Annotated in this window: 17 protein-coding genes and 1 pseudogene; 16 read left to right on the top strand and 2 right to left on the bottom strand. The window is 70.4% G+C overall.

Annotated features, from left to right (window positions below; genetic code table 11):
• The first annotated feature begins 22 nt into the window (after positions 1-22).
• Positions 23-1,192 (top strand): hypothetical protein, encoded by a 1,170-nt coding sequence (locus tag AB5J53_RS12645; RefSeq protein ID WP_369245723.1) that lies wholly within the window; start codon positions 23-25, stop codon positions 1,190-1,192.
• Here the strand turns inward: AB5J53_RS12645 and AB5J53_RS12640 are convergent.
• Both AB5J53_RS12640 and AB5J53_RS12635 read right to left on the bottom strand, forming a co-directional pair.
• Positions 1,126-2,363, bottom strand: a pseudogene (locus tag AB5J53_RS12640) (MFS transporter). The gene AB5J53_RS12645 and the pseudogene AB5J53_RS12640 overlap by 67 nt on opposite strands.
• Positions 2,364-2,426: 63 nt before the next feature.
• The gene (locus AB5J53_RS12635) at positions 2,427-3,395 is read right to left on the bottom strand and encodes an NAD(P)-dependent alcohol dehydrogenase (protein ID WP_369245722.1); all 969 of its coding nucleotides are present in this window, start codon (positions 3,393-3,395) and stop codon (positions 2,427-2,429) included.
• A 198-nt stretch (positions 3,396-3,593) separates the two neighbouring features.
• Here AB5J53_RS12635 and AB5J53_RS12630 point away from each other — a divergent pair, with 198 nt between their 5' ends.
• From AB5J53_RS12630 to AB5J53_RS12560, 15 genes are all read left to right on the top strand, one after another.
• Positions 3,594-4,181, top strand: coding sequence for a TIGR03086 family metal-binding protein (locus tag AB5J53_RS12630; RefSeq protein WP_369252193.1), 588 nt, complete (start codon positions 3,594-3,596; stop codon positions 4,179-4,181).
• Between the two features lie 127 nt (positions 4,182-4,308).
• Positions 4,309-5,064 carry an MBL fold metallo-hydrolase gene (locus tag AB5J53_RS12625; protein ID WP_369245721.1) on the top strand — a complete coding sequence of 252 codons (756 nt, stop codon included), beginning with the start codon at positions 4,309-4,311 and terminating at the stop codon, positions 5,062-5,064.
• 227 nt (positions 5,065-5,291) lie between these two features.
• Entirely contained in the window at positions 5,292-5,948 is a 657-nt protein-coding gene (locus AB5J53_RS12620) for a GntR family transcriptional regulator (RefSeq protein WP_369245720.1), read from the top strand.
• Positions 5,945-6,853, top strand: coding sequence for a dihydrodipicolinate synthase family protein (locus AB5J53_RS12615; RefSeq protein WP_369245719.1), 909 nt, complete (start codon positions 5,945-5,947; stop codon positions 6,851-6,853). The genes AB5J53_RS12620 and AB5J53_RS12615 overlap by 4 nt, the downstream gene beginning before the upstream one ends.
• Positions 6,850-8,571, top strand: a complete 1,722-nt coding sequence (gene araD, locus AB5J53_RS12610) for an L-arabinonate dehydratase (RefSeq protein ID WP_369245718.1) — start codon at positions 6,850-6,852, stop codon at positions 8,569-8,571. Before AB5J53_RS12615 ends, araD begins: the two co-directional genes overlap by 4 nt.
• A 142-nt stretch (positions 8,572-8,713) precedes the next feature.
• On the top strand, positions 8,714-9,649 hold the full coding sequence (locus tag AB5J53_RS12605) for a carbohydrate ABC transporter permease (RefSeq protein WP_369245717.1): 936 nt from the start codon (positions 8,714-8,716) through the stop codon (positions 9,647-9,649).
• Positions 9,646-10,551, top strand: coding sequence for a carbohydrate ABC transporter permease (locus AB5J53_RS12600; protein WP_369245716.1), 906 nt, complete (start codon positions 9,646-9,648; stop codon positions 10,549-10,551). The genes AB5J53_RS12605 and AB5J53_RS12600 overlap by 4 nt, the downstream gene beginning before the upstream one ends.
• 35 nt (positions 10,552-10,586) lie before the next feature.
• The gene (locus AB5J53_RS12595; RefSeq protein WP_369245715.1) at positions 10,587-10,775 is read left to right on the top strand and encodes a hypothetical protein; all 189 of its coding nucleotides are present in this window, start codon (positions 10,587-10,589) and stop codon (positions 10,773-10,775) included.
• Positions 10,772-11,917, top strand: a complete 1,146-nt coding sequence (locus tag AB5J53_RS12590; protein WP_369245714.1) for a Gfo/Idh/MocA family protein — start codon at positions 10,772-10,774, stop codon at positions 11,915-11,917. The genes AB5J53_RS12595 and AB5J53_RS12590 overlap by 4 nt, the downstream gene beginning before the upstream one ends.
• Positions 11,914-12,756 carry a PmoA family protein gene (locus AB5J53_RS12585; protein WP_369245713.1) on the top strand — a complete coding sequence of 281 codons (843 nt, stop codon included), beginning with the start codon at positions 11,914-11,916 and terminating at the stop codon, positions 12,754-12,756. The genes AB5J53_RS12590 and AB5J53_RS12585 overlap by 4 nt, the downstream gene beginning before the upstream one ends.
• Positions 12,753-14,294 (top strand): family 43 glycosylhydrolase, encoded by a 1,542-nt coding sequence (locus tag AB5J53_RS12580; protein ID WP_369245712.1) that lies wholly within the window; start codon positions 12,753-12,755, stop codon positions 14,292-14,294. The genes AB5J53_RS12585 and AB5J53_RS12580 overlap by 4 nt, the downstream gene beginning before the upstream one ends.
• Positions 14,295-14,587: 293 nt before the next feature.
• Positions 14,588-15,925, top strand: a complete 1,338-nt coding sequence (locus AB5J53_RS12575) for a sugar ABC transporter substrate-binding protein (RefSeq protein WP_369245711.1) — start codon at positions 14,588-14,590, stop codon at positions 15,923-15,925.
• 153 nt (positions 15,926-16,078) lie between these two features.
• Positions 16,079-16,876, top strand: a complete 798-nt coding sequence (locus tag AB5J53_RS12570; RefSeq protein ID WP_369245710.1) for a rhamnogalacturonan acetylesterase — start codon at positions 16,079-16,081, stop codon at positions 16,874-16,876.
• A 75-nt stretch (positions 16,877-16,951) separates the two neighbouring features.
• Positions 16,952-18,268: a polysaccharide lyase family 1 protein gene (locus tag AB5J53_RS12565; RefSeq protein WP_369245709.1), complete on the top strand. Its 1,317-nt coding sequence runs from the start codon at positions 16,952-16,954 to the stop codon at positions 18,266-18,268.
• A gap of 2 nt (positions 18,269-18,270) precedes the next feature.
• Positions 18,271-19,413, top strand: a complete 1,143-nt coding sequence (locus tag AB5J53_RS12560) for a pectinesterase family protein (RefSeq protein WP_369245708.1) — start codon at positions 18,271-18,273, stop codon at positions 19,411-19,413.
• Position 19,414: the final 1 nt, after the last annotated feature.

Below are 19,414 nucleotides of genomic sequence, written 5' to 3'. Positions count from 1 at the left end.
CCGGGCTTCTTGGGGAGGGCGCGTGAAGGCGTCCGCGTTTTTGTACCCGTGGGACGTCAACGGGGATCCGGAGGCCGCCTGGCGGATGGTCGGGCTCGGGGTGCCGCAGGTGACGCTCGCGTCCGCGTACCACTCCACGCGGGCGTTGACGCCTCGGCATCCTCGGCATCGGATCGTGACGGCCTCGCATGCCGCCGTGCTGTATCCGGTGGAGGACTCGCGGTGGGAGGGGCGTTCGCTCCGGCCGTACGCGGCCGGTGAGTGGGCGGCCGGGGACGCGTACGGGGCGGCTGCCGCCGAGCTTGCCGGTGCGGGGCTCGAGGTCCACACCTGGGTGGTCCTCGCGCACAACTCCCGTATGGGGACCGAGCATCCGTCGACCTCCGTGGTCAACGCGTACGGGGACCGGTATCCCTGGGCGCCGTGCATCGCGCAGCCCGGGACGCGGGCCTATCTGGTCGACCTCGCGGCGGAGGCCGCGGTGCGGCCCGGGGCTCGCGGTACGGAGCTGGAGTCGCTCGGGTGGTACGGGCTGGCCCATCTGCACGCGCACGACAAGATCGGCGGGGTGGGGCTGGGGGATGCCGGGCAGTATCTGATGTCGCTGTGCTTCTGCCCCTCGTGCCGTGACGGATATACGCAACTGGGCCTGAATCCCCACGAGTTGGCGTCCTCGGTGCGGCGTGCCCTGGAGCCCGTGTGGCGGGGCGAGGCTCCGGCCGGGGGCTGGGAGGCGGTGGAGAAGCTCCTCGGCGGCGAGCTCGCGACGGCCACGCGCGCGTGGCGGGACTCCGTGGCGGGCTCGCTCCAGTCGGACACGGTCGCCGCGGTGCGCGCGGCCGCCCCGGAGGGGTTCCGGATCCTGCTCCACGCGGACCCGGCCTCGTACCACTGCGGAGCGAACGCCGGTGTGGACCCCGAGCACATCCTCTCAGTCGCCGACGGCGTGGTCGTGCCGTGCGCGGGAGGGCCGGGACTGCTGACTCCCTTTGCCGAGCGGCGTGTCGGGGGGAGTGTGCTGGCGGCCAACTTCACCGTGGTGAGCGGGATGGGCGGCAGCCCCGGAACCCTCGGCGAGGACGTGGCGCGGGCCGCAGGGCTCGGGGCCACCGAAGTGCGGCTGTATCACGCGGGGTTGGCGTCCGACGAGGACTTGTCGCTCACGGCGGAGGCGCTTGCGCGGCTCGGCTGAGCCTTGGGCAGGGGCGCGACCGCCACCAGTCGCGCCAGCCCGGTCACCACCAACAGCACCTGATGGTCGACCAGTTCGACCAGGCCCGCGCCCACGGCGAGCCCCACCGCGGTCGGGGCGTACATCAGCGTGCCGGCGGTCGCCGCGGTGCGCCCCAGGAGGGCGTCGGGGGTCTCGCGCTGGACCGCGGTGAGGGCCGCGATCAGCACGCAGGGGAGGCCCACGCCGACCGCCGCGGCCGAGGCGAGGGCCACCATGTCGTACGGGAGCGCTTGAGCCGTCACGGCCAGGGCGGTGAGCGCGATGCCGTATCCCGCGAAGCGGTGTGTGCCGAGGCGGCGCAGGAGGGGGCCGGAGACCAGGCCGATGACCACCGAGCCGGCGCCCTGGACCATGGACAGGAGGCCCACGTACGTGGGGGAGTGGCCCAGGCCGTCCACCACCGCGTAGACCGTCGCGCCGTTGAGGCCCGCGAAGAGCGGGTCGTGCCGCCCGCGACGACGAGCGGGCGCAGCCCCGCGTGGCTCCAGAGGTGACGGGCGCCCTCGGCCGTCCGCGTGCGCAGGTCCGTCGGGGCCGGGCGCGGCCTCGTCTCGCGTACGCGCAGAAGGGTGTACAGGCCCCCGGCGAGTACGAATGTGACCGCGTCCAGGAGGGCGACGCGGGCGCCGCCGTACGACGCGTACAGGCCCGCTCCGGCGAGCGGGGCGACCAGCTTCATGCCCTCGTTGGCCGTCATGCGCAGGCCGTTGAAGTCGCCGAGGAGGCGTTTGTCGAACGCCGTGGCCACCAGCGCCGACTCCGCCGCGTCCTGGACGACGCCGGTCGCGCCGTAGACGAGGAGGACGGCGAACAGGATCCACACGGTCGCCGGTGAGTCGACGGTGAACAGCGACAGGAGCAGGGCGGCCAGGCCCAGATTCGTCCACACCAGCAAGGGCTTGCGGCGGATGCGGTCCGCGAGGGTGCCGAGGACCGGGCCGATGAGCATGGGCGCCCAGAGCGCGAAGACGCAGAGCGCGGCCAGGCCGTTCGAGCCGGTCAGATCCTTGACCCAGATGCCGGACGCCAGCCACATCGCCGACGAGCCGAAGCCGGAGACCACCACCCCGCCCAGATACAACCCCGCGTTGCGGTCCCGCAGGACGCGCGTCACTGTCCATGTCGCCATGGATCGTCATCGTGGAGCTAAGGCGGTGGCCCCGGGATCGGGAAGGTGCCCTGGGCAGCGCCGTCAGATGGTGATGACGAGCTTGCCCCGGGGGTGGCCCTTCTCCAGGTGGCGGACGGCCTCGGCGGCCTCGGAGAGGGGGTAGGTGCGGTCGATGGGCGGCGTGATGCTGCCCTTCTCGGCGAGTTCCTTGAGGGTCAGGAGGTCATCGCGGCGGGGGACCGAGATGAGGTTGCGGAGGTTCTGCCCGATGAAGGGGGACAGCAGGACGGCCCGGAGACCGCGGCTCAGACCGCCGAAGAAGCCGGTCCCGCCCTCGCCGCCGACGATGACCAGGGTGCCGCGTGGGGCGAGGGCGCGGCGGAGGACGGGCAGTGGGCGAAGGCCCGCGTTGTCGACGATGACGTCGTAGCGGTGCGGGCCGTCGGTGATGTCCTCGCGGGTGTAGTCGATGACGTGGGCGGCGCCCAGCGAGCGGACGAGGTCCGCACTCGCGGGACCGCACACGCCGGTGACCTCGGCGCCGTACATCGTGGCGAGCTGGACGGCGAAGGTCCCCACGCCGCCGGAGGCGCCGATGACGAGGACCCGCTGACCCGGCTGCGGGCGCGCCTTGCCGCTCAGGGCCTGGAGGGCGGTCATGCCCGAGACGGGGAGGGCGGCGGCCTGCTCGAACGTGAAGTTGGCGGGCTTGGGCGCCAGCCGGTCGGCCTTGGCGCGCGCGTACTCGGCGAACGAGCCCTCGCAGTTGCCGAAGACCTCGTCGCCCGGCTTGAAGCCGGTCACCTTCGCCCCGACCGCCTCGACGCGTCCGGCGCCGTCCCAGCCCCGGACCGGGTTCTTCGGCTTGCGGAGCCCGAGGGCGAGACGGGCCACATAGGGCCGGCCCGTCATGAGGTGCCACACGCTCGGGTCGACACCGGCGGCGTGGACCTGGACGAGCACTTCGTCGTCGCGGGGTACGGGACGGTCGATGTCGCGCAGTTCCAGGAGGTCTGCGGATCCGTAGGCATCCTGAACGATCGCCTTCATGGCGTGACTCCCTTTTGTGGCCCCTGCATGAGCATCACGCTTTTCGTGGTCCCACGCTTGAGCATCACGGCGGCTCGAACGCGTGAACAGAGGCCTGAGCATGATCTCGGCAGCGGGAGCGATGAGTTTCCGTACGGCCGACGGTCTACCTCCTGACGACCCCGTGACGAGAGGAGTCCGACCATGGGCGATGGCGGTATGACACCGACAACACTGGACCTGGGCCCGCAGGCCCTGATCGTGGCGCGCCTCGCGGAGGGCGTGACACAGGAGCAGCTCGACGGCGTGACCCCCTGCCCGGGCTACGCGGTGCACAACATGCTGGGGCATCTGGCCGGGCTGGCCATCGCCTTCCGTGATGCCGGGCGCAAGGACCTGGGCTCCACGACGGACACCAGCCCGAGCGACGTCGCGCCCGACATCGAGCCCGGCTGGCGCGAGGCCCTGCCCAAGGCGCTCGACGAGCTCGCCGAGGCCTGGCGCGACCCGGCCGCCTGGACCGGTGTGACCCGGGCGGGCGGCGTGACCCTGCCGGGGCCGGTGGCGGCTGCCGTCGCAGCCGACGAGCTGCTGGTGCACGGGTGGGATCTCGCCCGGGCCACCGGCCAGACGTACGAGCCCGACGCCGCCGCCCTGCGGGCGTCGTACGAATTCCTCGCCGCCGCGGCCGAGGATCCGAGCCGGGGCGGCGGCATCTTCGGCCCGGTCGTGCCGGTGCCGGACGACGCGCCGCTGCTGGACCGGGCGATCGGACTCAGCGGGCGCGACCCGGGCTGGAAGCCATAGCGAGCAGGCGTAGGCGTACGACGAAAGACGAGCACGCCCCGCGCAGGCGTACGACGTAAGACGGGCACGCGTAGGCGCACGACGAAAAGGGGGCGCCCGCCTACGCGCCATTTCGTACGCTCCCCGCATGTCTCTCGGCCTCACCGTCCTCGGTACCGCCTCCCCGCACCCCCAGCCGGGGCGTCCCTGTTCCGGCTATCTGCTGCGCGGCGGGGGCGCCGAGGTGTGGGTCGACGCCGGGCCCGGGAGCTTCGCCGAATTGCAGAGGCACACGGATCCGGCACGACTGGACGCCATCTGGATCTCGCATCTCCATGCGGATCACTGTGCTGATCTGCTCGCCGCCGCGTACGGGCTCGCGTACGGCGGTCTCACCCCTTCCGCGCCGCTTCCGGTCTATGGGCCGCCCGAGCTCGGGCGGCGGCTCGCCGGGTTCTTCGGGCGGTCGGATCCCGGGTTTCTGGGTGCGGTCTTCGACTTCCGGACCTTGCACGACGGGCACGAGGCGCGCCTGGGTGAGCTGCGGCTCCATGCGCGCGCCGTCGTGCACGACACCGAGGCGTACGGGCTGCGGGTCGAGTGCGAGGGGAGCGTTCTCGCGTACTCGGGGGACAGCGGGCCGTGCCCCGCGCTCGCCGAACTCGCCGTCGGCGCCGACCTCTTCCTCTGCGAGGCCGACATCGACCGGCATCGCGGAAGCGAACGCCAGGTGCATCTCACGCCCGAGGACGCCGGCGCGGTCGCCGAGCGGGCGGGCGTGGGGGAGTTGCTCGTCACCCACGTAGGGCCGACGCTCACGCCGGAGTCGGCGACCGAGCGTGCCGCGGCCGTCTTCGGCGGCCGGACCGCCACGGCTCGTGAGGGCGACAGCACGGCTCTTTGAGGGCCGGCCCACCCGCCGGTCACTCCAACTTCTTTTGTCAGAAGCGTTGACGAAACACAGTCACGCTCCTACCTTCAACGCGTCGTACTTCGTACGTCATATATGAGACGCGATATGCGAGATCAGATGCGGTCGATGGATCCATGGGTCCCATGGGTCTCATGAATCCCATGGATTCGATTGCATCTGGTCCTCGCGATCCGACACGTGAGATCCGAGAGGCGCGCATGACCTCTGTGCCCACCCCGATCCCGTCCCGCACGCAGTTCGTGCTGGAGGGGATCAAACACCGCATCCTCACCGGGCAGTTGACCCCGGGACAGGCTCTGGTCGAGACCGAACTCGCGGCGCAGTTCGGGGTGTCGAAGACGCCCGTGCGCGAGGCGCTCAAGACCCTGGCCGGTACCGGGCTCGTCGTGATGAACCAGTACAAGGGCGTCACGGTGCGCATGGTGGACGCGGACATGGCGCGCGAGGTGTACGACGTGCGGCTGCTGCTCGAACCGGAGGCGCTGCGGCGGGCCGTGCGGCGCGGAGCCTCGCTCGATGCCGCGCGGGACGCGCTGACCCGCGCCGACGACGCCACCGACACCGCCGAACGCTCGCTCGCCAACCGGGAGTTCCACCGCGCCCTGTACGTGCCCTGCGGCAACCCGCTGCTCGGCCGGATGCTCGACGAAGTGCGGGACCAGGCCGCCCTGGTGTCCGCGGTCGCCTGGGCCGCCGACCCGTCCTGGGAGCGCGAGGCGGGTGAGCACCGGGAGATCCTGCGGCTCGCGCTCGACGGTGACGCCGACGGTGCGGCCGACGCGCTGCACGCTCATATCGCGTCGTTCGTGCAACGGGCCTTCCCCCAGGGCCAGGAAGAGGATGGACAGGAATGACAGCGACGTACGAGACCCAGCGGGCGGCGCTCGCCGAGGTCGTGGCGATCCCCGTGACACCCTTCGCGGGAGACGGGTCGATCGATCGCGGCACCCATCGGGCCCTGTTGCGTCGGCTGCTCGACGGCGGGGTGAGAACCCTTACGCCGAACGGCAATACCGGTGAGTTCTATGCCCTCACTCCTGAAGAGCGGCAGCTTGTCACCGAGTTGACCATCGAGGAGACCGGGGACCGGGCGGTCATTCTTGTCGGTGTCGGGCACGACGTGCCGACCGCCGTCGCCTCGGCGCGGCACGCGCGGGAGCTCGGGGCGCAGATGGTGATGGTCCATCAGCCCGTGCATCCGTATGTGTCGGAGGGCGGTTGGGTCGACTACCACCGGGCCATCGCCGAGGCCGTGCCGGAGCTGGGCGTCGTTCCGTACATCCGCAATCCGCTGCTCGCGGGGGAGCGGCTGGCCGAGCTCGCCGACGTATGCCCGAACGTCATCGGGGTGAAGTACGCCGTTCCGGACGCCGCGCGCTTCGCCGCCTTCGCGCGGGACGCCGGGCTCGAACGGTTCGTGTGGGTGGCCGGGCTCGCCGAGCCGTACGCGCCCTCGTACTTCTCGGCGGGTGCCACCGGGTTCACCTCCGGGCTTGTGAACGTCGCCCCTTCCGTTTCGCTGAACATGATCGAAGCGCTTCGATCCGGGGACTATCCGGGGGCGATGAAGGTGTGGGAGCAGATCCGCCGGTTCGAGGAGCTGCGCGCGGCCAACGGCTCCGCCAACAACGTGACCGTGGTCAAGGAGGCCCTGGCCTCGCTCGGGCTGTGCCGCCGTGACGTCCGCCCGCCGAGCAAGCCGCTGCCCGAGTCCGAGCGCGCGGAGGTCGCCGCCATCGCCGCGGGGTGGTCCATATGAAGCGCCCGCAGGAGCTGAGAAGCCACCAGTGGTACGGGACCGACGGGCTGCGCTCCTTCAGTCACCGGGCCCGGACGCGGCAGCTCGGCTATCTGCCCGAGGAGCATCTGGGCAAGCCGGTCATCGCGATCCTCAATACGTGGAGCGACATCAATCCGTGCCATGTGCATCTGCGGGATCGTGCGCAGGCCGTGAAGCGGGGGGTGTGGCAGGCCGGGGGCTTCCCGCTCGAATTCCCGGTGTCCACGCTGAGCGAGACCTTCCAGAAGCCCACCCCGATGCTCTACCGCAACCTGCTCGCGATGGAGACCGAGGAGTTGCTGCGGTCCTATCCGGTGGACGGGGCCGTGCTGATGGGCGGGTGCGACAAGTCCACGCCCGCGCTGCTCATGGGCGCCGCGTCCGTCGATCTGCCGGCCGTCTTCGTGCCCGCCGGGCCGATGCTCCCGGGGCATTGGCGCAATGAGGTCCTCGGCTCCGGCACCGACATGTGGAAGTACTGGGACGACAAGCGGGCCGGTCTCATCGGGGACTGCGAGATGACCGAGCTGGAGAGCGGGCTCGCCCGCTCTCCGGGGCACTGCATGACCATGGGTACGGCGTCCACGCTCACCGCGGCCGCCGAGGCGCTCGGCGTCACCGTGCCCGGTGCGTCGAGCATTCCCGCCGTCGACTCCGGTCATGACCGGATGGCCGCGGCGGCGGGGCTCCGGATCGTCGAACTCGTCCAAAAGGACCGGAAGTTGTCCGACATCCTCACCGCGGACGCCTTCGAGGACGCGGTGACGACCGTCCTCGGGCTCGGCGGCTCCACCAACGCCGTGATCCATCTGATCGCCATGGCCGGGCGGGCCGGCGTCACGCTCACGCTCGACGACTTCGACCGGATCGCGCGGACCGTGCCGGTGCTCGCCAACGTCCGGCCCGGCGGACAGACGTACCTCATGGAGGACTTCCACTTCGCCGGCGGCCTGCCGGGTTTCCTGTCGCGGATCACCGATCTGCTGCACCTGGACCGGCCCACGGTGTCGCACGACAGCATGCGGGAGCAGCTCGACGGCGCGCTCGTCCACAACGACGAGGTCATCCGTACCCGTCAGAACCCGGTGGCGGCCGAGGGCGGAGTCGCCGTGCTGCGCGGCAACCTGTGTCCGGACGGCGCGGTCATCAAGCACATCGCCGCCGAGCCGCAGCTGCTCAAGCACACCGGTCCCGCCGTGGTCTTCGACGACTACAAGACCATGCAGCGGACCATCAACGACCCGTCCCTCGGGATCACCGCGGACAGCGTGCTCGTGCTGCGGGGCTCCGGGCCCAAGGGCGGGCCCGGCATGCCCGAGTACGGGATGCTGCCCATCCCCGACCACCTGCTGAAGCAGGGAGTACGGGACATGGTGCGGATCTCCGACGCCCGGATGAGCGGCACGAGTTACGGCGCGTGTGTGCTGCACGTGGCGCCCGAGTCGTACGTCGGCGGGCCGCTCGCGCTGGTGCGGACCGGGGACACGATCACCCTCGACGTCGAGGCGCGGTCACTTCAACTCAATGTGGACGAGGAGGAGTTGGAGCGCAGGAGGGCGGAGTGGACGCCGCCGCCCGAGCGGTACGAGCGCGGTTACGGGGCGCTCTACAACGAGCAGATCACCCAGGCGGACACCGGCTGCGACTTCGCTTTTCTGGCCCGGCCGGGCAAGGTGCCGGATCCCTACGCCGGGTGAGGGGGGCCCGCGAGGACCGCTCTCTCCTGGCCGACATCTCGAACCGCATCTGTGAAGCGCTTCAACCATGTGCATGTAGCAAGCGCTTCCTGTGCGACTGACAGCAAGCGTTCCACGGCACCCGTAAGAACGGAGAACAGTCATGGCCCAAGCCGCAGCCGTGGCGAAACAGCCCGCGCCACCCCGGCGGCGCCGTGGCTCGGCGACGCCGCGCAAACTGCCGTATCTGCTGATCGCCCCGGCGGGCCTGCTGATGCTGGGCTTCATCGCCTACCCGGTCATCAGCGTCTTCTACTACAGCCTGCAGAACTACAACCCGACCAAGCCGTGGCGCAACGGCTACGCGGGCTTCGACAACTTCGTGCACGCCTTCACCGACGACCCGCAGTTCTGGGACACGCTGACCTTCAGCGCCAAGTGGGTCTTCGTCGAGGTCGGACTGCAGCTGCTGTTCGGGCTGGCGCTGGCGCTGATCGTCAACCAGACCTTCGTGGGACGCGCGGTCGGCCGCGCGATGGTCTTCTCCCCGTGGGCCGTCTCCGGTGTGCTGACCTCCGCGATCTGGGTGCTGCTCTACAACTCCCAGACGGGGATCACGCGGTACCTCGCCGACGCGGGCATCGGGCAGTACGGCACCAGCTGGCTGTCCGACACCTCCACCGTCTTCCCGGCCGCCGTGGTCGCCGACCTGTGGCGCGGTGTCCCCTTCTTCGCGATCCTGATCCTCGCCGATCTCCAGTCCGTCTCCAAGGACCTGTACGAGGCCGCCGAGGTCGACGGCGCCAGCCGCTTCCGGCAGTTCCTGCACATCACGCTGCCGCACCTGAAGGACGCCATCGTCCTGTCCACGCTGCTGCGCGCGGTGTGGGAGTTCAACAACGTCGACCTGCTCTACACGCTGACGGGCGGTGGTCCCGCGGGCGAGACGACGACCCTCCCGCTCTACATCGCCAACACCAGCGTCGACGCGCACAACTTCGGCTACGCGTCGGCCCTGACCACGGTCGCGTTCGTGATTCTGCTGTTCTGCTCGATCGTCTACCTGCGACTGAGCAAGTTCGGAGGTGGAGACAAGTGATCACCGAGGACGCCACGATCAGCGCTCCGAAGGCGCCCGCCCCGGTGGCCGACGAGCCCCGGCAGCGCCCGCGGGGGAAGAACCGGCGCGCCTGGGACGAGGTCCCCCGCTGGCAGATCTACCTCCCCCTCTCGATCTACCTCCTCTTCACCCTGATCCCCTTCTACTGGATCCTGCTCTTCGCGCTGCGCCCGGCAGGATCGACCTCGCTCGTGCCGTGGCCCATGACCTTCGAGCACTTCGACAAGGTGTGGACCGAGCGGAGCTTCGGGACCTACTTCCAGAACAGCGTGCTCATCGCCGTCGCCACCCTGGTGATGACGACCGTCGTCGCCCTCGCCGGCGGCTACGCCCTCGCCCGCTTCGACTTCAGGATGAAGCGCGGTTTCATGCTGGCGCTGCTCTGCTCCCAGTTCGTGCCGGGCGCGCTGCTTCTCGTCCCGCTCTTCCAGATCTTCGCCAAGCTCCAGATGATCAACTCGCTGGGCAGCGTCATCATCGCCGAGACGGTCTTCCAGCTGCCGCTGTCGATGATCCTCATCAGCGGGTTCATCAGGAACGTCCCGTACTCCCTGGAAGAGGCCGCCTGGGTCGACGGCTGCAACCGCTTCACCTCCTTCCGGATCGTCGTACTCCCGCTGCTGCGGCCGGGGTTGATCGCCGTGGGCTCCTTCGCCTTCGTGCACGCCTGGAACCACTTCCTGTTCGCCCTGATGTTCCTCAGCGACCAGAGCAAGCAGACCATCCCCGTCGGCCTCAACACCCTGATGAGCTCCGACAGCGTCGACCTGGGCGCGCTCGCCGCGGGCGGCATCATCGCCGCCGTACCGGTCGTGATCGTCTTCGCGTTCATCCAGAAGTGGCTGATCACCGGCTTCAGCGCGGGGGCGGTGAAGGGATGAGGCGCCTTCTGCGAGGGACGAGACACACTCTTCAAGTGGCGGCCGTGGTCGGCCTGTTGGGCGCCGTGCTCAGTACTCCGGCGGGCGCCGAGGCACGTGACATCGGCCGCGACACCCTGGCCGCCGACGACGGCAGGACGCCCACACCGCACGGGAGCACCGACAGCGCCCGGCAGGCCGACCGCGACGTGGCGCGCGGCGCGGGTGCGGGGAGGGCGCGATGAGCACACCTTTGCCGATGGTCCTCGCGGGCGCGCGCGGTCACGGCCGCTGGCATCTGCACAACATCCGCCGCCTCCAGGACAAGGGGCTCGTACGGCTCGCGGGGATCTGTGAGCTGACACCGCTCACCGAGGAGGAGCTGGACGGGCTCGGCTCGCCGGAGCAGTCCGCCGACTTCGGTGCCCTGCTCGACTCCACCCGCCCCGCGGTCGCCGTGATCTGCACGCCCATCCCCACCCACACCGACCTGGCGCTGATCGCCGCAGAGAAGGGCGTACACCTGCTCCTGGAGAAGCCTCCCGCACCCTCGTACGAGGAGTTCCGCAGGATGGCCGAGGGGGTCGCCGCGGCCGGAGTCGTCTGCCAGATCGGCTTCCAGTCGCTCGGCTCGCACGCCGTGCCGGCCATCCGGGAGCTGATAGCCCAGGGCGCGCTCGGCACGGTGATCGGGATCGGCGGGGCAGGCGCCTGGGCGCGCGACGAGGCGTACTACCGGCGTGCGCCGTGGGCGGGAAAGCGCCGTCTGAACGGTGTGGACGTGGTCGACGGTGTGCTGACGAACCCCCTCGCCCACGCTGTCGCGACGGCCCTCGCGCTGGACAGCTCCAGCCGCGCCGAGGACGTCACCGAGATCGAGACCGAGCTGTTGCGCGCCAACGACATCGAGTCGGACGACACCTCGTGCGTGCGCATCGCCACCGCGACGAGCCGTATCACGGTGGCCGCGACGCTCTGCGCCGAGCGGCCCGGCGAGCCGTACGTCCTCGTGCACGGCACCAGCGGACGGATCACCTTCTGGTACAAGCAGGACCGCGTGCTCGTGCAGCGGTCCGGGCGCGGCCCGGAGGAGATCGAGTACGGCCGGACGGACCTGCTGGAGAACCTGGTCGCGCATCTGACGGACGGCGCCGAGCTGCTGGTCACACCTGAGTCAACGGGCGCCTTCATGAAGGTCGTTGAAGCGATTCGACAGGCGCCCGACCCGGTCGCGCTGCCCGAGGAGGCCTGGGAGCTGCTTCCCGGCGAGAACCGCCGGGTGGTGCGCGGCATCGACGGACTCGTCGCGGCGGCCGCCGACACCCTCGCCCTCTACTCCGAGCTGGGCGCCCCCTGGGCAGCCTTGAACGAGGTGAGTACCCGATGAACAACGAGTCACTCGTCCTGCGCATCACGGGCCGACCGGTCGCCCGGTACATCACCCGGCCCGAACTGCCGCCCCGGCTCTCACCGCGTCCGTATCTGCACCCCGTCACCACCCTGGCCGGCACGGCCGTCACCGAGCTCAGCCCCGCCGACCACGCACACCACCTCGGCGTCGGTGTCGCCGTTCCCGACGTCGAGGGGCACAACTTCTGGGGCGGGCGCACCTATGTGCGGGGCCAAGGGCCCACCGAGCTCGACAACCACGGCGCCCAGCGGCACGCCGCCTTCCAGCTGCGCGACCCCGACGGCTTCGTGGAGGAGCTGCGGTGGGTGGCCGCGGGCGGCGAGCTGCTGCGCGAGCGCCGTACCGTCGCGGCGACCGAACTCACCGAATCCGCCTGGGCGTTGGACTTCACCTTCTCGCTCACGAATACGACGGATCAGGAGCTGTCCATCGGCAGTCCCGCCACCAACGGGCGGCCCGGCGCGGCGTACGGCGGCTTCTTCTGGCGTGCCCGCAAGGGGGCCGAGGCGCCGCGGGTCTTCACCGCCGACACCGAGGGCGAGGAGGCGGTCCACGGCGCCCGCGCCGACTGGCTCGCGCTCGCGGGTGCCACCTGGACGCTCGTGTTCGCCGGGGCCACCGAACAAACGCGCCGCGACCCGTGGTTCGTGCGCACCGCCGAATACCCGGGCGTGGGCTCGTCCCTCGCGCACGACACGCGGCTGCCGATCCCGGCCGGGGAGACGGTCGTACGCCGGGTCGTCACCGTCGTCGCGGACGGCGCCCTCGACCGGGGCGAGGCCGCGGCGCTGGTACGGAAGTCGGTGAGCCCGTGAACAGCGACTTCAGCGCCGACCTCGGCGACGGCACCTACCGCAACCCCGTCCTCGACGCCGACTGGTCCGACCCCGACCTCCTCCGCGTCGGCGACGACTTCTACCTCACCGCCTCCAGCTTCGGCCGCGCCCCGGGCCTGCCGCTGCTGCACTCCCGCGACCTGGTCAACTGGACGCTGGTCGGGCACGCGCTCCAACGCCTGGAACCCGCAGGTGAGTTCAGGAAACCGCGGCACGACTGCGGAGTATGGGCACCGTCCCTGCGTCACCACGACGACCGCTTCTGGATCTTCTGGGGCGACCCCGACCACGGCGTCTTCCAGGTCAACGCCCCCGAGATCCGCGGTCCTTGGACCCGGCCGCACCTGGTCAAGGAGGGCAAGGGGCTCATCGACGCCTGCCCGCTGTGGGACGAGGAGACCGGCGAGGCGTATCTGGTGCACGCCTGGGCCAAGTCCCGCGCGGGCGTGAAGAACCGGCTCACCGGGCACCGGATGCGCCCCGACGCCACCGGCCTGCTCGACGAGGGCAAGGTGATCGTCGACGCGGACCGTCTGCCCGGCTGGTTCACCCTCGAAGGTCCCAAGCCGTACAAGCACGACGGTTGGTTCTGGATCTTCGCTCCCGCCGGGGGAGTGGAGACCGGCTGGCAGGGCGCGTTCCGCTCGCGCGGATTCTTCGGGCCGTACGAGGAACGGATCGTCCTGGAGCAGGGCGACACCGAGGTCAACGGCCCGCACCAGGGCGGCTGGGTGCGCACGGCGAGCGGTGAGGACTGGTTCGCGCACTTCCAGCAGCGCGGTGCGTACGGGCGGGTCGTCCACCTGCAGCCGATGCGCTGGGGTGCGGACGGGTGGCCCGTGCTCGGGAACGAGGGCGCCCCCGTCGCCGTACACAAGAAGCCGGATCTGCCGCCCCAGCCGCCGTCCGCGCCCGCCACCGACGACGACTTCCCCGGGGGCCGGTTCGGACGCCAGTGGCAGTGGACGGCCAATCCGCAGGACGGCTGGGCCACCCAGCACTCCGGGGACGGGCTACGGCTGAGCTGCGTACGGACGGTCGACGCGCACGATCTGCGCAAGCTGCCGAACGTGCTCACCCAGCGGCTGCCCGGCGTCGCCGCCACCGTCGAGGTGGAGCTGCGGCTCGACAGCGAGGAGCCGGGGGCGCGGGCGGGGCTCGCCGTGCTCGGGGACGCGTTCAGCTGGATCGGGCTCCAGCGGGAGGCCGATGGATCGGTGCGGCTCGTGCACCGGTTCGCCGAGTCGGTCGCGGAGCGAGAGCGTGACGCCGCGCATCCGCAGGTGGCGCCCGAGGGGCGGGCGCGGCTGTGGGTCGAGATCGGCGCGGGGGCGCGCTGCCGCTTCTCCTACGACGTCGGCGGTGGCCGGCAGGCCTCCGGTCAGGTCTTCGCCGCCACCCCCTGGCGCTGGGTCGGCGCCCTGCTCGGGCTCTTCGCGCTCGCGCCCGTCGGCGGGGGACACGCCGGCGCGGCCTCGTTCACACAGTTCCGGATCATCGCCGCAAAGACCCGCTGAGGGTCACTTCCTGCCATCCGTACGCCTGTTGGGAGCCGCAATGACGCACCTCCGTAGCAAGCGCTTACCGAGTCTGGGTCTCGGCTGCACCCGGCGTCCGCCGTGCCCGCGCCGGTGCGCACGATCTCGGGCCCGCGACAGCGGATCGGCACCGTGCTGAGCGTGCCCGCCGACCAGCCGACCCGTCAGGCCGCCGCAATCACCCGAACGGCAACGACGACTGGGCTCCCCACGCCGGTCACCGACCCCCACAGCTTCACCATCCGTTGGATCCAGAAGAAGAGAGCCGACCAATGAAGATCAGCATCCGTAGAAGCAGGCGCGCGGCCGTGGCCGTCGCCCTGGGCTCCGCGCTCGCGCTCACCGCCACCGCCTGCGGCGACGACGGCAGCGGCTCGGCCGGGGACAAGGGCAACGAGGGTTCCGGCAAGGGCGAGATCACCTTCTGGGACAACAACGGGGGTGTCCGCACCGACATCTGGAAGCAGATCATCGCCGACTTCGAGAAGAAGTACCCGGACATCAAGGTCAACTACGTCGGAGTCCCCGCGGCGAGTGCCCAGTCCAAGTACGACACCGCCATCCAGGGCGGCGGCCTGCCCGACGTCGGCGGCGTGGGTACCGCGATGCTCGCCGAGGTCGCGGTCCAGGGCGCGCTGGAGCCGCTGGACAGCCGGATCACGAAGGGCTCGCTGAACGGCAAGCTGAGCCAGAACCTGCTCGACGTCAGCAAGGCCGCGGGCGGCGGGGACACCCTGTACCAAGTGCCGACCTCCGCCAACAACGGCACGCTGTGGTATCGCACCGACCTCTTCAAGGCGGCGGGCCTGGACGCGCCGACCACCTGGTCGAAGTTCTACGAGGCCGCCGACAAGCTCACCGACAAGGGCAAGAACAAGTTCGGCTTCACCATCCGAGGCGGCGAAGGGTCCATCGCGCCGGCCCTGGACGCGGTGTACGGCCAGACCGGCATCACCTCGTTCTGGAACGGCGACAAGACCACCGTCAACGACCCGAAGAACGTGGCCGCCCTCGAGAAGTACATCGCCCTGTACAAGAAGGACACTCCGTCCGCCGACCTCAACAACGACTTCACCAAGATGGTCGCCCAGTGGGACAGCGGCACCATCGGCATGCTGAGCCACAACCTCGGTTCCTACCAGGACCACCTGAAGGCGCTGGGCGCGGACAAGTTCAAGGGCATCCCCAACCCGACCATGGACGACGGCACCCGCGTGCAGATCTCCAACCCGGTCGACGGGCTGAGCCTGTTCAAGTCGAGCAAGAACAAGGCCGCCGCCTGGAAGTTCATCGAGTTCGCCGTCTCGGCCGAGGAGAACTCCAAGTTCAACGAGTCCGCGGGGCAGGTCCCGGCGAACACGGATGCCGCGAAGGACGCGTGGATCCAGCAGGCCGAGCCGACCAGGTTGGCCGCGGAGGCGCTGAACGGCGCTGACACGAAGATCGTGCAGCTGCCGTACTACCTGCCGGACTGGAACACGATCTCCAAGGCCGACAACGAGCCGAACTTCCAGAAGCTGCTGCTCGGGAAGATGTCGGCGAAGGCGTTCCTGGACACGCTGGCGGACCAGTTGAACAAGGCGCAGGCCGACTGGAAGTCGAATCACTAGGTCCCGGTTGAGCCTCCATGGGTCGGTCCGTGGTCCGGCAGGTCGTCATCCGGCCGCGGACCGGCCGTGGCTGGTCGCGCCCGCGCGGCGGAGCCGCATGTCGATGCAGCCCCGCGCCCCTTTTCAGTCACCCCCGTTTGAAAGGCACCCCCTGTGTCCCTAACCCGCAGACAGGTAACCTCGGCGGCCTTCGCCGCCTTACCCCTCGCCGTCGCCGCGTCGGCACCCGCCTTCGCGGCGCCGTCCCCCAGAAGGCACCGCACCCTCTACATCGCCGGTGATTCCACCGCCGCCCAGAAGTACGCCGACGCCGCCCCGGAGACCGGGTGGGGCATGGCGCTCCCGTTCTTCCTGGGCAACGACCTCCCCGTCGCCAACCACGCGGTGAACGGCCGCAGTTCGAAGAGCTTCATCGACGAAGGGCGCCTCGACACCATCCTCGAAGCGATCGCACCCGGCGACTTCCTGATCGTCCAGTTCGGCCACAACGACGAGAAGAGCGCCGACCCCACTCGCTACACCGAGCCCTGGACGACGTACCAGGACCATCTGCGTCAGTACGTCGACGGAGCGCGGGCCCGTGGTGCGCGGCCGGCGTTCGCCACCTCCGTCGAGCGCAGGAAGTTCGACGCGGACGGCAACGCCGTGCCGACCCACGGCGACTACCCGGCGGCGATGCGCGCCCTCGCCGAGGACGAGCACGTCGCGCTGCTCGACATCCAGGCCCTGTCGCTCGCCCTGTGGCAGAAGCTCGGTGTCGAGGAGACGAAGAAGTACTTCAACTGGACGGCGACCGAGCAGGACAACACGCACTTCAACCCGCCAGGAGCGATCGCCGTGGCCCGTCTCGTCGCCGCCGAGTTGCTGCGGCACCGGGTGCTCGCGCCCCGGGACCTGCGCCGGCTCGACGAGGAGATCCCCGAGTCCTGGATCACCTGGCCGACCGCCTGACCGCTCGACCGCCTGTCCTCCTGACCTGCTCGACCCCCTGCCCCTCTTGGCCTGATGGAAAGAGAGAGCCGCACAATGAACTCACAGATTTGGCATGAGCACATCACAAGAATCGGAACGCGAGCGGCCGCGCTGATCGGCTGCACCGCCCTCGTGCTCACCGTCACCGGCACCACCGCCCAGGCCCAGCCCCGCGACCTCGCCCGCCAGACCCTCGCCGCCGGCGACGGCTGGGCCTCCGACGGCGCCGGCACCACCGGCGGTTCGGCCGCCGATGCCGCGCACGTCTACACCGTCACCACCTGGGACGGGTTCAAGGCGGCGCTGGCGGACGGCGGCTCCGCCCCGAAGATCATCAAGATCAAGGGCACGATCGACGCCAACGCCGATGGCTGCGACTCCTTCGCCGCGCCCGGCTACGACTTCGCCCAGTACCTCGCCGACTACGACCCGGCGGTCTGGGGCTACGACAAGGTGGTCAGCGGCGAGCAGGAGGATCTGCGCGCGGCATCCGCGGCCGGCCAGGACGCCGTCATCAAGGCCTTCGTCCCCGCCAACACCACCATCGTCGGCATCGGCGACGACGCGGGCTTCAAGGGCGCGAGCCTGCAGATCAAGGCCGTCGACAACGTCATCGTCCGCAACCTCGCCTTCGAGAGCCCCCTCGACTGCTTTCCGCAGTGGGACCCGACCGACGGCGACACCGGGAACTGGAACTCCGAGTACGACAGCGCGGTGGTGTACGCGGCCACGCACATCTGGCTCGACCACAACACATTCACCGACGGGGACCACCCGGACAGCACGCTGCCGACGTACTACGGCCGGATCTACGAACAGCACGACGGCGAGCTCGACATCGTCAAGGGCGCGGACTACGTGACCGCCTCCTGGAACGTCTTCGCCGACCACGACAAGACCATCCTGATCGGCAACAGCGACAGCGCCTCGACCGCCGCCGTCGACCGGGGGCACCTGAAGGTCACCTTCCACCACAACCTGTTCACCGGCCTGGTCGAGCGCGCGCCCCGCGTCCGCTTCGGCCAAGTCGACTCGTACAACAACCACTTCGCGGCCGACTCCGCGTACTCCTACAGTTTCGGCATCGGCATGGAGTCCCAACTCGTCGCCGAGCACAACGCGTTCACGCTCCCCGCCGGGACCAGCGCGGCCAAGGTCCTGAAGAAGTGGAAGGAGGCGCCGGTCACCGCCGACGACAACTACGTCAACGGCACGGCGACCGACCTGATCGCCGTGCACAACGCGGAGATCCCGGCGGAGACGCTCCAGTCGGGCGCCGGCTGGACGCCGACCCTGCGGACCCATGTCGACTCGCCCAAGGCGGTACCGGGGATCGTCGACCACCGCGCCGGCGCCGGAAAGATCTGCTGATCATGGCCGGACTCCCTGTCAGCAGACGGGCATTCGTCGTCGCGAGCACCGGAGCCGCTCTGGCTCTCGGGCTCGCGGGACCCGCCCGTGCCACACAGCCGTCCCCCTTCGGGCGCTACGGTTCGCCGTCCGCGCGCCTCACCGAGCGGACGCTGTACGTCCATCCCGGCGGTCTCGGCGACCACACCACCGTCCAGGCCGCCGTGACCGCCGCGAGCGGCGCGGGACACACCCTGGTCATCGCGCCCGGCGTGTACCGCGAGACGGTCTCCGTCGGAGTGATCGACCCGGCGACGGGCCTGCCCGGCGTCGCGGGGACGGGGATGACCTGGATCGGCGCCTCGGAGGAACCGCGCGACGTCGTCGTCGTGTACGACAACGCCAACGGCACGCGGAAGCCCGACGGTTCGGGCACCCACGGCACCACGGGGTCGGCCACGACCACCGTGCGCACCGACGGCTTCACGGCCCGCTGGATCACCTTCGCCAACGATTTCCTGCGTGCCGACCACCCCGAGATCACCGGCACCCAGGCCGTCGCCATCAAGGTGCAGGGTGACCGCTCGGCGTTCCACCACTGCCGGTTCCTCGGACACCAGGACACGCTGTACGCCGACTCCATCGCGCTCGGCGCCTTCGCCCGCCAGTACTACCGCGACTGCTACGTCGAGGGTGACGTCGACTTCGTCTTCGGTCGTGCGACGGCGGTCTACGAGCACTGCCACTTCCACACCCTGAACCGCACCGACCTGACCGCCGCCCCGTACGGCTTCGTCTTCGCGCCGTCCACCGCCGTCGCCAACCCGCGCGGCTACCTGGTCACCCGGAGCCGTATCACCAGCGGGGCCCCGGACGCGTACTACAAGCTGGCGCGTCCCTGGGTGCCCGGCTCGGACACCACGGCCCGGCCGATGCTGACCGTCCGCGACACGCGCCTCGGCGCCGGGATCGACGCGGTCGCGCCCTACACCAACATGTCGGCCGCCTACCCGTGGCAGAGCCAGCGCTTCGCCGAGTACCGCAACACGGGTCCGGGCGCGGTCGTCAGCGTTTCCGAGAACCGGCCCCGGCTCACCGACGAGGAGGCCGAGTCGGCGACGCGCGAGGCGTACCTGAGTGACTGGACTCCGTGGAAGGGGTGTTGAG

Origin of the sequence: Streptomyces sp. R41 (genome assembly GCF_041053055.1) — a bacterium.
Lineage (GTDB): Bacteria > Actinomycetota > Actinomycetes > Streptomycetales > Streptomycetaceae > Streptomyces.
This window is presented reverse-complemented; position numbering and strand designations above follow the sequence as displayed.

Bases quoted from the DNA above. Each gene is read 5' to 3' on its own strand.
- AB5J53_RS12605 (WP_369245717.1), top strand. From the start codon at position 8,714: ATGGCCCAAGCCGCAGCCGTGGCGAAACAGCCCGCGCCACCCCGGCGG.
- AB5J53_RS12625 (WP_369245721.1), top strand. From the start codon at position 4,309: ATGTCTCTCGGCCTCACCGTCCTCGGTACCGCCTCCCCGCACCCCCAG.
- AB5J53_RS12615 (WP_369245719.1), top strand. From the start codon at position 5,945: ATGACAGCGACGTACGAGACCCAGCGGGCGGCGCTCGCCGAGGTCGTG.
- AB5J53_RS12630 (WP_369252193.1), top strand. From the start codon at position 3,594: ATGACACCGACAACACTGGACCTGGGCCCGCAGGCCCTGATCGTGGCG.
- AB5J53_RS12620 (WP_369245720.1), top strand. From the start codon at position 5,292: ATGACCTCTGTGCCCACCCCGATCCCGTCCCGCACGCAGTTCGTGCTG.
- araD (WP_369245718.1), top strand. From the start codon at position 6,850: ATGAAGCGCCCGCAGGAGCTGAGAAGCCACCAGTGGTACGGGACCGAC.
- AB5J53_RS12560 (WP_369245708.1), top strand. From the start codon at position 18,271: ATGGCCGGACTCCCTGTCAGCAGACGGGCATTCGTCGTCGCGAGCACC.
- AB5J53_RS12565 (WP_369245709.1), top strand. From the start codon at position 16,952: ATGAACTCACAGATTTGGCATGAGCACATCACAAGAATCGGAACGCGA.
- AB5J53_RS12575 (WP_369245711.1), top strand. From the start codon at position 14,588: ATGAAGATCAGCATCCGTAGAAGCAGGCGCGCGGCCGTGGCCGTCGCC.
- AB5J53_RS12585 (WP_369245713.1), top strand. From the start codon at position 11,914: ATGAACAACGAGTCACTCGTCCTGCGCATCACGGGCCGACCGGTCGCC.
- AB5J53_RS12590 (WP_369245714.1), top strand. From the start codon at position 10,772: ATGAGCACACCTTTGCCGATGGTCCTCGCGGGCGCGCGCGGTCACGGC.
- AB5J53_RS12635 (WP_369245722.1), bottom strand. From the start codon at position 3,395: ATGAAGGCGATCGTTCAGGATGCCTACGGATCCGCAGACCTCCTGGAA.